At 67.0% G+C, this 13,620-nt stretch carries 14 protein-coding genes; 12 read left to right on the forward strand and 2 right to left on the reverse strand.

Annotation, left to right across the window (positions count from 1 at the left end; all coding sequences use genetic code 11):
* Nucleotides 1-8: 8 nt before the first annotated feature.
* Both ACW73L_RS03295 and ACW73L_RS03300 read right to left on the reverse strand, forming a co-directional pair.
* Entirely contained in the window at nucleotides 9-1,625 is a 1,617-nt protein-coding gene (locus tag ACW73L_RS03295) for a type I restriction-modification system subunit M (RefSeq protein WP_498919975.1), read from the reverse strand.
* 305 nt (nucleotides 1,626-1,930) lie between these two features.
* A complete protein-coding gene (locus tag ACW73L_RS03300) occupies nucleotides 1,931-2,179 on the reverse strand; it encodes a hypothetical protein (RefSeq protein WP_498919977.1) in 249 nt (82 codons plus the stop codon).
* Between the two features lie 460 nt (nucleotides 2,180-2,639).
* On the opposite strand from ACW73L_RS03300, the gene ACW73L_RS03305 reads away from it, so the two are divergent.
* From ACW73L_RS03305 to ACW73L_RS03360, 12 genes are all read left to right on the forward strand, one after another.
* On the forward strand, nucleotides 2,640-3,290 hold the full coding sequence (locus tag ACW73L_RS03305; protein ID WP_498919978.1) for a Pvc16 family protein: 651 nt from the start codon (nucleotides 2,640-2,642) through the stop codon (nucleotides 3,288-3,290).
* On the forward strand, nucleotides 3,290-4,087 hold the full coding sequence (locus ACW73L_RS03310) for a hypothetical protein (protein ID WP_498919979.1): 798 nt from the start codon (nucleotides 3,290-3,292) through the stop codon (nucleotides 4,085-4,087). Before ACW73L_RS03305 ends, ACW73L_RS03310 begins: the two co-directional genes overlap by 1 nt.
* Nucleotides 4,088-4,135: 48 nt before the next feature.
* The gene (locus ACW73L_RS03315) at nucleotides 4,136-5,893 is read left to right on the forward strand and encodes a phage tail sheath family protein (RefSeq protein ID WP_498919980.1); all 1,758 of its coding nucleotides are present in this window, start codon (nucleotides 4,136-4,138) and stop codon (nucleotides 5,891-5,893) included.
* A 28-nt stretch (nucleotides 5,894-5,921) separates the two neighbouring features.
* A complete protein-coding gene (locus ACW73L_RS03320; protein WP_498919981.1) occupies nucleotides 5,922-6,368 on the forward strand; it encodes a phage tail protein in 447 nt (148 codons plus the stop codon).
* Nucleotides 6,369-6,391: 23 nt separating this feature from the next.
* Complete coding sequence (locus tag ACW73L_RS03325; RefSeq protein ID WP_498919982.1) at nucleotides 6,392-7,975, forward strand: hypothetical protein; 1,584 nt, start codon at nucleotides 6,392-6,394, stop codon at nucleotides 7,973-7,975.
* Nucleotides 7,975-8,478, forward strand: coding sequence for a phage tail protein (locus tag ACW73L_RS03330; RefSeq protein WP_498919983.1), 504 nt, complete (start codon nucleotides 7,975-7,977; stop codon nucleotides 8,476-8,478). The genes ACW73L_RS03325 and ACW73L_RS03330 overlap by 1 nt, the downstream gene beginning before the upstream one ends.
* 10 nt (nucleotides 8,479-8,488) lie before the next feature.
* Entirely contained in the window at nucleotides 8,489-9,535 is a 1,047-nt protein-coding gene (locus tag ACW73L_RS03335) for a CIS tube protein (RefSeq protein WP_498919984.1), read from the forward strand.
* 18 nt (nucleotides 9,536-9,553) lie between these two features.
* Nucleotides 9,554-9,727, forward strand: a complete 174-nt coding sequence (locus tag ACW73L_RS03340; protein WP_498919985.1) for a hypothetical protein — start codon at nucleotides 9,554-9,556, stop codon at nucleotides 9,725-9,727.
* 11 nt (nucleotides 9,728-9,738) lie between these two features.
* A complete protein-coding gene (locus ACW73L_RS03345; protein WP_498919986.1) occupies nucleotides 9,739-10,827 on the forward strand; it encodes a phage late control D family protein in 1,089 nt (362 codons plus the stop codon).
* Between the two features lies 1 nt (nucleotide 10,828).
* Nucleotides 10,829-11,515: a phage baseplate assembly protein V gene (locus ACW73L_RS03350; RefSeq protein WP_498919987.1), complete on the forward strand. Its 687-nt coding sequence runs from the start codon at nucleotides 10,829-10,831 to the stop codon at nucleotides 11,513-11,515.
* A gap of 62 nt (nucleotides 11,516-11,577) precedes the next feature.
* On the forward strand, nucleotides 11,578-13,215 hold the full coding sequence (locus ACW73L_RS03355; RefSeq protein WP_498919988.1) for a hypothetical protein: 1,638 nt from the start codon (nucleotides 11,578-11,580) through the stop codon (nucleotides 13,213-13,215).
* 4 nt (nucleotides 13,216-13,219) lie between these two features.
* Nucleotides 13,220-13,612, forward strand: coding sequence for a GPW/gp25 family protein (locus tag ACW73L_RS03360; RefSeq protein ID WP_498919989.1), 393 nt, complete (start codon nucleotides 13,220-13,222; stop codon nucleotides 13,610-13,612).
* The last annotated feature ends 8 nt before the right edge of the window (nucleotides 13,613-13,620 follow it).

Raw genomic sequence — 13,620 nt, forward strand, 5'->3', positions numbered from 1 at the left:
GTCTCCGCTTACGAAAGCAACGCGGCCACATTCTGCGAGATGCGGTTTTGCAGTTCCAGCGCCTCGGCATTCAGCACCTCCAGTTCTTCGTTCAGGGCTTCGAGCTGTTCCCTGAAATCTTCGTCGCTGACCTCCTCGCCCGGCGCAACGCCCACATAGCGGCCGGGGTTGAGTGACCAGCCCTGCCCTTCGACTGCGCTCAGGGTGGCGGCTTTGCACAGGCCTGGAATGTCGGCGTACGCGGGTTGCCCGCCGAATACCTCCCTGATTCTGGCCTCGGCTTCTTCCCCGCCGAGGGTGAAATCCAGCGCTTCGCCGCGATACAGGCGCACCAGGTTGGCGATGAAGCTGATTTGCGCGGGCGACCAGTCGCGGTGGGCGCGGTCCACCTGTCGATAGATGTGGCGGGCATCGATGAACAGCACGGTGTCGGCGCGCGGCGTGCTGGCTTTGCCCTTGTCCAGAAACCACAGCGTGCAGGGCAGCGTGACGGTGTAGAACATGTTGGGGCCGACGGCGACCATGACATCCACCACGCGCGCTTCGACAAGCTTCTGCCGCAGTTCCTGTTCGCTGGAGCGGGCGTCGGAGGCCGAATTGGCCATGACGAAACCGGCGCGGCCATGGGTATTCAGCGATGAATAGAAAAGCTGAATCCACAGGTAATTGGCGTTGTCGGTGCGCGGCAGGCCGAAGGGGTAGCGGCGGCCGGGCCCCACACTGTCCTTGAGCCTTTCCTTGTCCACCGCATTGACGTTGAAGGGCGGATTGGCGAGCACAAAGTCGAACGCGCCGGTGGCGTCGTGCGGGTCGTCGTAGTAGCTGTTGACGTTGCCGCCGTGGCGGATGTCGCCCTCCAGCCCATGCACGGCGAGGTTCAGGCGGCACAGGCGGCCCGTTTCGTCGGTCTTCTCCACGCCGCAGATGGACAGCTCGGCGGCGGGCTTCTTCTGGTGCTCGGTCACGAAGCGCGCCGACTGCACGAACATGCCGCCGGAACCGCAGGCGGAATCGAGGATGCGGCCGTGGTAAGGTTCGATGACTTCGACGATCAGCTTGACCATGCTGGCTGGGGTGTAGAACTCGCCCCCCTTCTGCCCTTCGGTGCGGGCGAACTCGCCGAGGAAGTATTCGTAGATGCGACCGAAGGCATCGAAATCGACCGTGGCGGGAATCTCGGAGACCTTCTTCAGCAAGTCCTTCAGCAAGCTACTGGTGAACAGGTTGTACGTCTTCGGCAGCACGCCGGCGAGTTGGGTGTTGTATTTCTCCACCTCGCGCATCGCGGCGTTGACCTGTGCCCCGATGTCCGCGCCTTCGGGCAGGGACAGCAGGTAGTCGAAACGGGCCAGGCCGCTCAGGTACAAGATTCCTTCCGCATGGTAGGCGGCGGGCTCCTCGACCCGGCTGCCGCGGCGCGACGAGGCGCCCTCGGCTTCGAGCTGCGCGCGAAGTGCCGCGAATCGCACATCGGCAAAACGCAGGAAGATCAGCCCCAGGATCGGCCCTGAGTATTCCTGGGCCTTCAGGCCGGAGTTGGCGCGAAACTGGTCCGCGGCATCCCACAGGCGCTTTTCGAGGGTGGTGTTGGCGGTGTCTTTTTCGGAAGGTGCAATCCAGTGCATGGTCAGCGAAGGTGTCAGGGAAATGCGAGCGGCGGCGAATGCCCAGCTTGGACTCGACCGCTAGGTAAACGGAGGAAGTAGCAGACGGGTTCCCCGGCAGGCCGGGCGCCGGGACGCGGGGCGACAAGTCCCAATGACGCGGTAATCCATTCGGGGAATTCCTGCTTTTCGGAATGCGGATTTATTGCAGGAAATGCGGCGTCGATCAACCGGAGTACCGGTCTGTTTCGGCATTCTGCGCACAGCAGTCGCTCTTGGGCGCGCGTCACGTGCGAACCCCGGGGCCTCGTCGGCCGTGCGACCGCCTAACGTCTATCGTTCGCCGCGCTATACAACAGATCGCTGCCCTCGCCTCCGCCGGACAACCGGCGCGCCCTGACCTTCCCTCGCACTTCCAGCCGCGCCAGCGCCGTCCGCACGGTGGCGAGCGCGTACCGCTGGTGCAGCCAGACCTCCGCGATCCCGCGCGCCGTATCCGAGGCCTGCGGACGTTGTGACAGATAGCGGGCGATGGCCGATGCCGCCGCTTCGATATCTCCGGAATCTTCGCGCATCGACACCTCCCGGCAATCGGACCCATTGGGCTTCAATCATGCAAGGCGCACACCAGCGCCAGTGGGGCCGGCTGGCGCGGCCGGCGGGGTCTCGGTCCAATCCGCATCGACTCGATCCGGGGCAAGCCTGCCCCAACTCGGAAGTCCGTAACAAAAGGCGAACGGAACAGGGGGTAAACCCAGCCGCCAGGTCTCGCACCCAGTTCGAGCCATCTCCGGGGTCTGGTCGATCTCGGCCATCCGCCTTCGGGATCGGCCACTCGGCGCTTCGCATCGCCCTGGATCGCCGGTCCGGGGCAGTCCTGCCCCACCCCGATGACCGAATAATCCGCGGCTCACGCGCCATCGTGCGCTGCCGGTCAACCTGTGCCTGGGACCTGGCCGCCCCGGCCACGCCGCCGGAGACCGGTCTAAACCTCTGATGTTGTTTGAGCAAAACACTCGGCACGGTCTCTGCTGAATGTATGGCAATGAGCGCTTGACCACCCTGGATCAGGCAGGCAGCAACAACCGGCAACTGATGGCCAATGTATTCGCGATTCATTCGGTGGGCAGTTCGATCGTGACCTTTCTGCGCAACACCTATCCGCAGCAGGCCGACGGGCGAACCATGCCGACCTGCAATTTCGAGTTGACCTCGGGGGGCCAGCTCGCGGGCGACATCGACGAGACCACGCACTTGTCGCTGTACCTGTATCGCGTGACCGTCAACGAGCACAGCCGTCAGACCCGGCGACCCGGAACGCCGACCGACGGCTTCGTCCCGTTGGGGCTCGATCTTCACTATCTGCTGACCGCCTGGGCCGGAAATCCCCTGGACGAACAGGTCACACTGGCCTGGGCAATGCAGCAGTTGCATCGCTTTCCCGTGCTCGATGCGTCCTCGCTTTCGGACGAAGCCGGTTGGGGGCCCGACGAGGTGGTTCAGATCATCCCGGCCGAGTTGAGCAACGAGGACATCATGCGCATCTGGGATGCGTTGGAGCCGGCCTACCGCCTGTCGGTTTCCTACGTGGCCCGGTTGGTGCGGCTGGACCCCGACGAAGACACCGAAACCTTCCGGCCGGTGGTCGCGCGACGCCATGTCTATGGACACGAGGAACTGGGCTGATGCGGGCTCTGCGCGAACTCGAACGCAGCGAATGGCGGGCACTGGGTGCGGTCCGCTTCGTAGACGCGATCACGCGGGCACCGGTCGACGCACCGCTCCGGGTCGAGGCCCCCGGCGCCCTGATCCGACGTAATCGCGGCGGGCTGTTCGTGATCCATCGCTGGCAGGCACTGGCGGCGCACGAGCCCGCGTTCCAGGCGCCGCCAACCCAGCCGGCAGTCGGATCACAGACCCTGCGTCTGGTCGTCGACGATCCGCAGGGCGCTTATCTGCCGCTCGCCGTTTCCTTGCGGCTGCCCCGCAACCCCGCCGCTGGGCCCGACGCCTTGCTCCAGCCGGAAAGCGTGCCCTTGTATCCCTCTTCCACAGCGCGCCTGGGCGCGAACTGGGCCACGGTGCGCGCGACGGTCACGGAGACCCGTTCGGGCGACGCCCTGGGCGGCGCGCTGGTGCGCATACTCGCGCGCGATCAGGTACTGGCCCGCGGTCTGTCCGACTGGCGCGGCGAAGCCCTGGTCCCGGTCGCCGGCGTTCCGGTCACGACCTTTTCCGAAGACGAGGAAGCGGTCGTTATCAGCGAGATTGGCGTCACCGTCGAGGCGGTGTTCGACCCGGCGGCGGGGCGCCGAACCCCGATCGCAGCGGTCCGCTCCGGCACGGTACCCGCTTCGTTGCCGCTGGTCGACCCGACCGCCATTGAAAGCCGGCTGGCCACCCTGCCGCGCAGCCGGGCCCTGGAACTCCGTATCGCCGCGCGGCGCGGCGAGCATGTCGCGCTGACGATCCGGATTCGATGAGCGTTCCGGCCATGATCAACCACCCTCTTGATGCAAAGGAGACCCGCCATGCCTGAATACCTTGCCCCGGGCGTGTACGTCGAAGAAACCAGCTTCCGGGCGAAGTCCATCGAGGGCGTAGGCACCAGCACCACGGCCTTCGTCGGGCCCACCCGCAAGGGACCGCATCGCGCCAACGACAACGACCTGCAAACGCCCGAACTGCTGACCAGCTACGGCGACTTCGAACGCATCTATGGGGGCTATGCGGACTTGAACGTCACCGCCGGTGTCCCGGCGACGAACTACCTGGCTCATGCCGTGCTGGCCTTCTTCAACGAAGGCGGGTCTCGGCTCTACGTCTCGCGCGTACGCAGCGCCGGCGCATCGGCGGCGGAGGCCCCGGTCGTCGGTGATGGCCCGAACAACGAGCGGATCAGTTTCCTGGCCCGCTTCGCGGGCTCCGGCGGCAACGGCCGGGTCACGGTCCGCGAGATCGTTGCGCCGGCATCACCGGTCACGATGGCCAGTGCGCCGCAGGGCAGCCTGCTGCGCACCGGGGCCGGCGGCGCGGTTGCGCATCACGTCAAGATCGGCGAGACCTGGCGCCCAGCGGCCAACACCGACGATCCGGCGGCCGATGCCGCAACGCTGGCCGAAGCCAATCCGCGCCTGCTCACACTGCAGCTCACGGCGAGCGATGCCGATGACAATGTGCTGGCCTGGGACGCCCTGGGCCACGACCGGCGCCATCCACGCTGGATCGGCCATGTGCTGTCCGAGAACCCGACCCGCCGCGCCGATGCGCTGCAAAACTGGCTCGCGATCCGCATCGGCGAGGCCGTCAGTGCGATCGACCTGCGCGATGGCCTGTTCAACGGCGGCGCGGCCAACCCGCAAGGCCAGCTGGAGCGCACTCGCGTCCTGACCGGAGGCGACGACGGTGGCGAACCGACCGAGGCCGAGTATCGGCTCGCGCTCGGCGCCATTGCCGCACTGGAAGACGTGTCCATCGTCGCGGCCCCCGGGAGTTCGGCTTACGCGAACGCTGCCAGCGCGGTGATGCGCGCGCTGATCTCGCATGCCGAGGCCCGGCGTGCCTACCGGATCGCCGTGCTCGACACGCCGCCGGGGCAGATCCCGGGCAACGTCCGGACACTGCGGGGCACGGTCGATTCCCGCCATGCAGCGCTCTACTACCCCTGGGTCGTCGTCGCCAACCCGAACGCACGTCCCGGCCGGGAAGACATCCCGCGCGAAATCGCCCTGCCCCCCTCCGGTTATGTCTGCGGCATCTACGCGCGCAATGACGTGCAGCGCGGCGTTCACAAGGCACCGGCCAACGAAGTCGTGCGCAGTGCCCTGCGCTTCGAGGTCGATGTCAATTTCGGCCAGCAGGAGCTGTTGAACCCGATGGGAGTCAACTGCCTGCGCCTGCTGTCCGGCCGCGGCTACCGCGTCTGGGGCGCCCGGCTGATCTCCTCCGACCCGGAATGGAAATACGTCAGCGACCGCCGGTATTTCAACTACCTCGAGTCGTCGATCGATCGGGGCACCCAGTGGGCCGTGTTCGAACCGAACGGCGAGCGACTCTGGGCCAACGTCCGGCAGACCATCGCCGACTTTCTGTACAACGAATGGCAGAACGGCGCCCTGCTCGGCACCACGACCGACGAGGCCTTCTTCGTGCGCTGCGACCGCAGCACGATGACTCAGAACGACCTGGACAACGGCCGGCTGATCTGTCTGATCGGCGTGGCCATCCTGAAGCCCGCCGAGTTCGTGATCTTCAGGATCGGCCAGAAGACCGCGGAAGCCGCATCCTGACACCGCCCGGTAACCTTGGAGCTCAGACATGGCTGACAGAACCACTCCCTATGGCGCCTTCAACTATCTCGTCGAATTCGACGGCGGCGAGGTGCTCGGCGGCTTCTCCGACGTCTCGGGCATCGGGACCGAGATCACGATTGCCGAGTACCGCAACGGCAACGAAAAGGAAAACCACGTCCGCAAGGTCGCCGGCATCCACAAGGTTTCCGACGTCACCGGCAAACGTGGACTCATCAACTCGAAATCGCTGTTCGACTGGATCAAGGAGAGCCGGACCAACGGCCCCGATGCCCAGCGGACGATGAAGATCACGCTATTGGACGAGGCCCAGCGCCCGGTGCAGTCCTGGGTGCTGCGCGGCGTGATCCCGATGAAATACACCGGGCCGACGCTGGCCGGCAAAGGCGGGGGCGACGTCGCGATGGAGGAGATCGTCTTCTCCGCCCAGGCCTTCGAAATCACCACGTCCTGAACCGGGCAAGGGATCGAACGGCCATGCTCAGCTGTCTTCGTTTCGAGACCGCGAAACCCGCCGGCGCGGCGGCGCCCGAACGGACCGACATCGCCGCCTTCATTGGTTTTGTCGGGCGCCGTCCGGGTGCTGCGCTGCCGGCCCCGATCGCCAGGACGCTCACCGAGGCCGGCTGGCTGAACGGACCATGGGGGCGTGAACCCGGGGCGGTGGAAGCGCTGGACAACGTACCCGTGGTCGTCGAGTCCTGGGACGCCTTCGCCGCACTGTTCGCCTGGGAACGCCGCCCGTTCGGGACCGGCACCTCCGGTCACTGCACCACCTACCTTGGCGCCGCGGTCCGCAGCTTCTTCGCGCAGGGTGGAAGGCGCGCGGTCATCGTCCGCATGGGCGACCCGTATCCCGTGGCCGAAACGCCGGGCGACCGGACCGACCAGCGCGCCGCGCGTCTGCAGCGCCTGCTCCCGGGCTATGCGGAACCGGGTGTATCCGCCGTCCCGTTTAACCGGATGGACCCAGGCACATGGCGTGGCATCCATCATCTGTACGGCCTGCCCGAGGTGAACCACCTGTGCCTGCCGGACCTGCCGGACCTCTGTGCTGCCGAGCGGCCGCTACCCCCACCGGCCTTCACGCCGGTGCCGGGTCCCGAGGTGTTCGTCGAATGCAGCGATGAGGATCCCCTGCCGCGCGACGACTCGGCGCTGCGGCGGTTGTGGGCCCCGCGCTGCGACACGGAAGGCTTTGCGGTCTGGCGCAACGGCATAGGGGCAGCGCTGGATTTTCTGCACCACTTTTGCCCGGATGTGCTGTTGCTGGCCGGCGTACCGCGACCGCTGGAGATCGGCACGACCGGATCGGCCGATGCGGAGGAACCGGAACTCGCCCTGCTCCGGCAAATGCCGCTCGGCACGTCGGCCGCCGTCCAGCCCGAAGGGCGCGACCGGCACGCACGCCTGCAACTGGTGTGGCCCTGGCTCGCGACGCGGCGCTCGCGCGATCTGCCCGAACAGATCGAGCCACCGGACGGTGTCTTCGCCGGGTTGTTGGCGGCCAATGCCCTGACGCGAGGCACCTTCCGTTCGGTCGGTGGCCAGCCGCTCACGGACACTTTCGCCCTGCAACCCGAACCGTCGACCGGACTCGGTCCCGACAGCCCTAGCGAGCGCCTGGCCGAGCGCGTCTGCCTGTTCGTCCGCGAAGCCGACGGCATACAGCTCCGTTCCGACGTCACCGCCTCGGGTGAGATGGATTGGCGCGCCGGCGGAACCTGCCGACTGATGAATGCCATCGTTCGCGCGGCCCAGCGCTTCGGCGAGGCGCACCTGTTCGAGACGAACGGACCGACCCTGTGGACCCATCTGAAGCGCAGCCTCGACGGGCTGCTGCTCGCGTTCTGGGACGAGGGCGCGCTCAACGGTGCCACGCCGGCCGAAGCTTTCACGGTCCGCTGCGATCGGAGCACGATGAGCCAGAACGACCTAGACAACGGAAGGCTGAAAGCCGAGATCAGCCTCCATCCCGCCGCCGCCATCGGCACGATCACCGTGGTTCTGGATCTGGCGGCGACCGGTCCGTCGGCGGACCGCATCCCGGAGGTGGCGTGATGGCCGCCACCGAGGAAGTCGCGGAGAACCGCCTGATTCCCTTGCACGTCTTTCGATTCAAGGTGGAATTTCGCCGCGACGGCACCGGACGCAAGGCGCAACCGAGCGCAGCCGTCGACTTGTGCAGTGGCGCCTTTGCCGAGTGCACCGGACTCGAGGCGACGATGGAACCCAAGCTGATCAAGGCCGGCGGCCTGAACTACGGCAGCGTCCAACGACCCGGCCGGGTCAGTTTCGCGACCGTCGTGCTGAAGCGCGGGATGACCAGCACCCGCGATCTGTGGGACTGGTTTCAGCAGGTCAATATGAGAGGTGCCTATGCCTACCGCCTGTCGGTGGACATCACGCTGGAGGATACGAGCGGCCAGCCGGTGATCCGCTGGAATCTGGCGCGCGCGCTACCCGTGAAGTTCAAGGCCGCCGATCTGAATGCCAAGGGCGGCGAGATCGGCGTGGAAGAACTGCATCTGGTCCATGAGGGCCTGAGCATGGGCCCGGCCTGAGGAGTCCACGATGGGCGCACCGGTATCACCTCCCGAAATCCCGAAGCTGGAGAAGGCCGAGTTCCGGATCGTCAAGGGTTCGGAGCCTGCGGTGGTCGTGCACTTCAATCCGGAGTCGCTGCAGTACACGGTCCAGAACACGCTGAAGGAAGAGGGCCAGGGCGCCAAGAAGAAGCAGTACGTCAGCCAGACCACCGCCAAGCTGACGATGCAACTGATTTTCGACAATACCGACACCGGCGAGGACATTCGCGCAGTGACGGACGGCCTGGCCAAGTTGCTCAAGCCGCAGGGAACGGGCGATCAGAAGGTCCCGCCGCAAGTCGAGTTCGGATGGGGTGTCTACCGCTTCACCGGCATGGTCGAACAGTACAAGGAGACCATCGATTTCTTCGCGCCGGGCGGCGTCCCGTTGCGATCATCCATCGACATCACGCTGGCCAGCCAGGATGTCGTCTTCGACAGCAACCGCAATCCGGCGGCCTCGGTCGATCGCGCGCTGGACGAGCGCAAGACGCCGACGGTGACCACCCGACCCCACTCACCCATGGCCGTTGCCACGGCCCTGGACGACCCTCGCGCGGCACGCGCCATCGCTGCAGCCAACGGCGCCGCCTCGCTGCGCTTCTCCGCGGGCGCCGAATTTGCGGTCGGCGGCAGCGTGCGGCTGCAGGGAGCCGCCGCGTTCTCGCTCGGCGCCGGAGCCGGGATGGGTGCCGGAGCGGGCTTCGGCATCGGTGGCGGTGCGGGTTTCGGAATCAGCGGCGGAGCCGGGGCCGGACTGAGCATCGGAGGCGCGGCCGGGGTTGGCTTCGGCGCCGGAGCGAGTTTCTCGGCCGGGTCGGCCGGCGGCGCGTTCGGCCAGTTGCGTGCCACCGGCGCGGTGTCCGGAACCATGCCGAACGCCACTCCGCTGCTATCGGGCAGCAGCAGTTTCAGCACCGGCAGTGGCGTGCAGTTCGCCGCAGGCGGGCGCGTCGAAGGCGGTACCGGCGGCGATCTGAAAGCCGACGTCGGCGCCGGTCCCGGCCTGCAAGGCCGGCTGCGCTTCGGATGACACCAGCGAAAGACGACGATGCCGATCATCTTCCATGAAGTCAGTGCCGATATCGATACGCCGCGCGGACTGGCACAGGCGGACGCGGGCGATGCACCCGCCGCTCCGCGCCACGAGGCCGCAGCGAGCGAGAATCTGCTGCGCGCGCTCGAACTCGAACGCGAACGCGAACGTCGCTTGATCGCCGACTGAAGGAGCCCCGAATGAGCGAAGTGTCCGTCAGCGACGAAGCCGTCTACGCCGCCCGCCCCACGCTGCGGCTCGGCGGAGAGGAAGACACGCGCGCGGCGGAGTTGCTGTTGACGATGAAAATGGAAGAAAACGAAGGCGGTCTCAGCGCAGTGGAGCTCCGGTTCTCGAACTGGGCCAGCACGCGTGACGGGGGCGCGGAAGAAGCCTTTCCGTCCGGATCGCGCTTGAGGCTCGGCGGCCCGATCGAAGTCTACGCGGGCGATGAAACCGCGCCGCGGGAGATCTTTCGCGGGAAGATCACCGCGCTCGAGGCCGACTACCAGCCCGGGGCGCCGCCGGAACTGACCGTGCTCGCCGAGGATGCATTGCAGCAGGCCCGCCTCGAACGGCGCAGCAAACTGTACGCGGACCAGAGCCCGGCCGACATCGTCCGCGCCGTGGCGGCCGAGTTGGGCCTGACCCCGGTCATAACGGCCCTGACCGGACCCACCGGTACCTGGGCCCAGTACAACGAAAGCGACCTCGCGTTCCTGCGGCGGTTGTTGAGCCGCCTGGATGCGGATCTGCAGATCGTCGGCACCGAGCTACATGTGTCGCCCCGCGGTGAGGTGCGACGGGGTGCGCTGGAGCTCACCCTGCACAGCCAGTTATCCCGCGCCCGCGTGATCGCCGACCTTGCCGACCAGGTCACGGCCATCACGGTGAGGGGCTGGGATGTGGCGGCCGGGGCGGCGATCAAGAGTGAGAGCCGCGCCGGCGCCCATCTCGGGCCCGGTCGTGGCACGCCGGGCGCCGAGGTATTGCGCGATACCTTCGGCGAGCGCAGCGAACACATTGGCCACTTCGCGGTCGGTGCCGACAGCGAAGCGGCCGCGTTGACCCAGGCCGCCTTCGACCAGCGCGCCCGCCGCTTCCTGCGCGTGGACGGCACGACCGAGGGCAACGCCCAACTGCGGGTGGGCACGCATGTCTCGTTGAGCGGGCTCGGCGCCCGTTTCGACAACACCTATTACGTGGTCAGTGCATGCCACCGCTACGACCTGCGAGACGGGTACCGGACCGATTTCGTTGGCGAGTGCGCCTACCTGGGGGCCAGCTGACATGCCTAACGCGGCGCGCCTCGAACGCCCATCGAATTGGCTGCATGCGGCCTATTTGGCACGCGTCGTGTCGCTGGACGATCCCGAGCGTCTGAACCGGATACAAGTGCGCTTGATCGGCTTCGACGACTGCACCAACCAGGATGCGCCGCTTTGGGCTCGGGTCGTGTGTCCGTTCGCCGGCAAGGACCGCGGCGCTTTCCTGATTCCGGACCTCGACGACGAGGTACTCGTAGTGTTCCAGAACGGCGACCCCTCTTATCCGCTGGTCGTCGGCGGACTGTGGAATGGCGCCAGTGCGGCCCCGGCCGAGATTGCGGGAGGACAGAATCGCTATAAGGTCATCCGCTCGAAGAACGGCGTGACGATGACGCTGGACGACCAGCAGGGACAGGAACGATTCATCCTCGAAACCCCGGCAGGCCAGAAGATCACGCTGAAGGACGGGCCCGGCAGCATCGCCATCGAGGACGCGAACGGCAACAGCGTCAAGCTGGAAACCGCCGGCATCACCATCAACGCCGCGGCCAACGTCAAGGTCACCGCGGCCAAGGTCGACGTCTCCGCCGGCATGGTCAACGTCGACACCGCGATGGCCAAGTTCAGCGGCATAGTGAAATGCGAAACGCTGATCTCGACGGCAGTCATCTCCAGCAGCTACACGCCGGGCGCGGGGAATATATGGTAGCCGTCGCCAACCCGCGCCCGGCGGCGCGGCACCATGAGATCCGTCTCGCGGCGCCGCGCGAGTTGCGGGCGGCCGCGCCCTTCGCGGAGGCCGGCGCGCCGGCGATTCTGCAGCGCGACGACGATGATTTCATCGCAGCCGTGACCGATAGCCTGCGGACCGCAACGTCCCGCACCGCGCTCGCGGCCGATCTGGCCGCGACGCGGAACGAGCGTGGCGTGCTCAAGCTGTTTCAGCCCGTACAGCGCCGCTACCACGTGGCACTGACCGAAGCCTGGTGCCACGCCCCCGGCGCACCGCGCCTGGACCCGGCGCGGGTCGACGCTGCCGGGCTGGTGCTGCGCCGGGTGCGCCCGTCACCGCAGGGCGGCGAAGCGCTGGAAGGCTGGTTACGCGCCCGCGGCGTGGTGCAGGGGTGGGTGCCGATCGCCCGCCTCGGTGCAGAAACGGCCGATCCCGATCCGGGCGCGCGCATGCTGGCGCGCCGCAGCGGCCGTCCGGCCATCGACGAAGCCCTGGCGAGTCTGTGGGCCAGCGACGACAACGCGATTCTCGATGAACAGGTCACGCCGATGTTCGTCGCGCCACCGGATATCTGCGCCGAGGCGGGCCGAACCCTGTTCTACGGTCTGGTCCAGACCAGCAGCAGCGAGCTCGCGCAGACCGAACCCGACACGGCGGCCCTGTTCGAGGATTTCCGGCCCGGCACGACACGCTTCACCGAGCACCTGATGCAGCCGTTGCGAGGGCTCGCGTACTACTTTCCCCAGGCCGGCAAGTGGTTTGACAGCACCTGGTATCAGGCGATCGAACAGCCCGGCGCGACCCCGCCGCAGGGCGTGGTCGGCGGGGTCCGCGTGACGATGGCGGCCGATCTGTTCGCGACCATCGTCGCCGAGAGCCGCGCGTCCGGCGAGGCCGCACCGTTGCGCAAATTCCTGCAACTGCTGCGGCAGGTCGCGCTCGAGTTCGATGCCTTCGGCTCCGGTCCTGCCGGCCGGAGACTGTTCGAGGCGCTGGAGGCGATCAGCCTGTCCTACGTGCTGCAGCCGGGCGAAGGCGCCCCGCGCCGGGTCGGGGCCGGGAGCTTCTTGAGGAATGCCAAGCGGGTATTGCTCGATCGCGACCCGCAAGCCTCGGCGCTGGAGATGCCAGCTACCTGGCCGGCTCTGGATGACGCCGGTCGCGCGCGTCTCGCGAATGCACTGTTCGAGGCGATGAAGGCCCGCTTCGTGACCGTCAAGGGCCGGCCGGGACGCTTCGACGAGCCCGGCGCACGGTATCGCCTGCGCGCGTTCGTGCGACTGAAGGCCGAGGGCACCTGCCCGGCGCGGACGATCTGGAGCGATTACAGCGAACCCTTCGTGATCGCCCCCTGGTACGAGGGCGCCGGGCCGCCGGTGCAGATCGATCTGCCCGACGCGACCGACCGCAACCTGCTCGCCTCATTGAAGCCGAACGTGTCGTTCGTGCTGCCGCCCCGGCTCCAGAACCTGCTCGGCGGCGACCCCAGGAAGATGATGGACGGCGAACTTAGCGACGACGGCAACCTGTCGCTGGGCTGGATCTGCAGCTTCAGCATTCCGATCATCACGCTGTGCGCGTTCATCGTGCTGAACATCTTTCTGTCGCTGTTCGATCTGTTCTTCCGGTGGATGCTGTTCATCAAGATCTGCATCCCCTACCCCAAGAAAGGATGATGCGATGAACCCGGCTCTCCGCCCCCTGCTAGGCTGGCCGCTGCTGACGGTGCCGGACGCGTCCGGCCAGCTCGATTACCCGTCCCTGGAAGACAGCGTGCGTCAAATGATCCGGGTGATCCTGTCGACGCGCCCGGGTGAGCAACTGATGCGCCCGGAGTTCGGGGCCGGCCTCGACCGCCTAGTGCACGAGCCGAACACGCTCGCGACACGGCGCCGGATTCGCGATCTGGTCCAGGAATCGCTGACACACTGGGAACGCCGGATCCTGCTCGACCGGGTCGACGTCTGGGATGTCCCCGACCAGCCCAGCCACGTCCGCGTCGAGATCGCCTACCGTCTCGTGCGCACCGGGACACCGATGCAGACCGGGCTGACGGTCGAACTGGAAACCTGACGCATAGG

It is taken from the genome of Methylolobus aquaticus (assembly GCF_054172105.1).

Coding starts and splice junctions, on each gene's coding strand:
- ACW73L_RS03295 (WP_498919975.1), bottom strand. CDS start 1,625: ATGCACTGGATTGCACCTTCCGAAAAAGACACCGCCAACACCACCCTC.
- ACW73L_RS03300 (WP_498919977.1), bottom strand. CDS start 2,179: ATGCGCGAAGATTCCGGAGATATCGAAGCGGCGGCATCGGCCATCGCC.
- ACW73L_RS03305 (WP_498919978.1), top strand. CDS start 2,640: ATGTATGGCAATGAGCGCTTGACCACCCTGGATCAGGCAGGCAGCAAC.
- ACW73L_RS03310 (WP_498919979.1), top strand. CDS start 3,290: ATGCGGGCTCTGCGCGAACTCGAACGCAGCGAATGGCGGGCACTGGGT.
- ACW73L_RS03315 (WP_498919980.1), top strand. CDS start 4,136: ATGCCTGAATACCTTGCCCCGGGCGTGTACGTCGAAGAAACCAGCTTC.
- ACW73L_RS03320 (WP_498919981.1), top strand. CDS start 5,922: ATGGCTGACAGAACCACTCCCTATGGCGCCTTCAACTATCTCGTCGAA.
- ACW73L_RS03325 (WP_498919982.1), top strand. CDS start 6,392: ATGCTCAGCTGTCTTCGTTTCGAGACCGCGAAACCCGCCGGCGCGGCG.
- ACW73L_RS03330 (WP_498919983.1), top strand. CDS start 7,975: ATGGCCGCCACCGAGGAAGTCGCGGAGAACCGCCTGATTCCCTTGCAC.
- ACW73L_RS03335 (WP_498919984.1), top strand. CDS start 8,489: ATGGGCGCACCGGTATCACCTCCCGAAATCCCGAAGCTGGAGAAGGCC.
- ACW73L_RS03340 (WP_498919985.1), top strand. CDS start 9,554: ATGCCGATCATCTTCCATGAAGTCAGTGCCGATATCGATACGCCGCGC.
- ACW73L_RS03345 (WP_498919986.1), top strand. CDS start 9,739: ATGAGCGAAGTGTCCGTCAGCGACGAAGCCGTCTACGCCGCCCGCCCC.
- ACW73L_RS03350 (WP_498919987.1), top strand. CDS start 10,829: ATGCCTAACGCGGCGCGCCTCGAACGCCCATCGAATTGGCTGCATGCG.
- ACW73L_RS03360 (WP_498919989.1), top strand. CDS start 13,220: ATGAACCCGGCTCTCCGCCCCCTGCTAGGCTGGCCGCTGCTGACGGTG.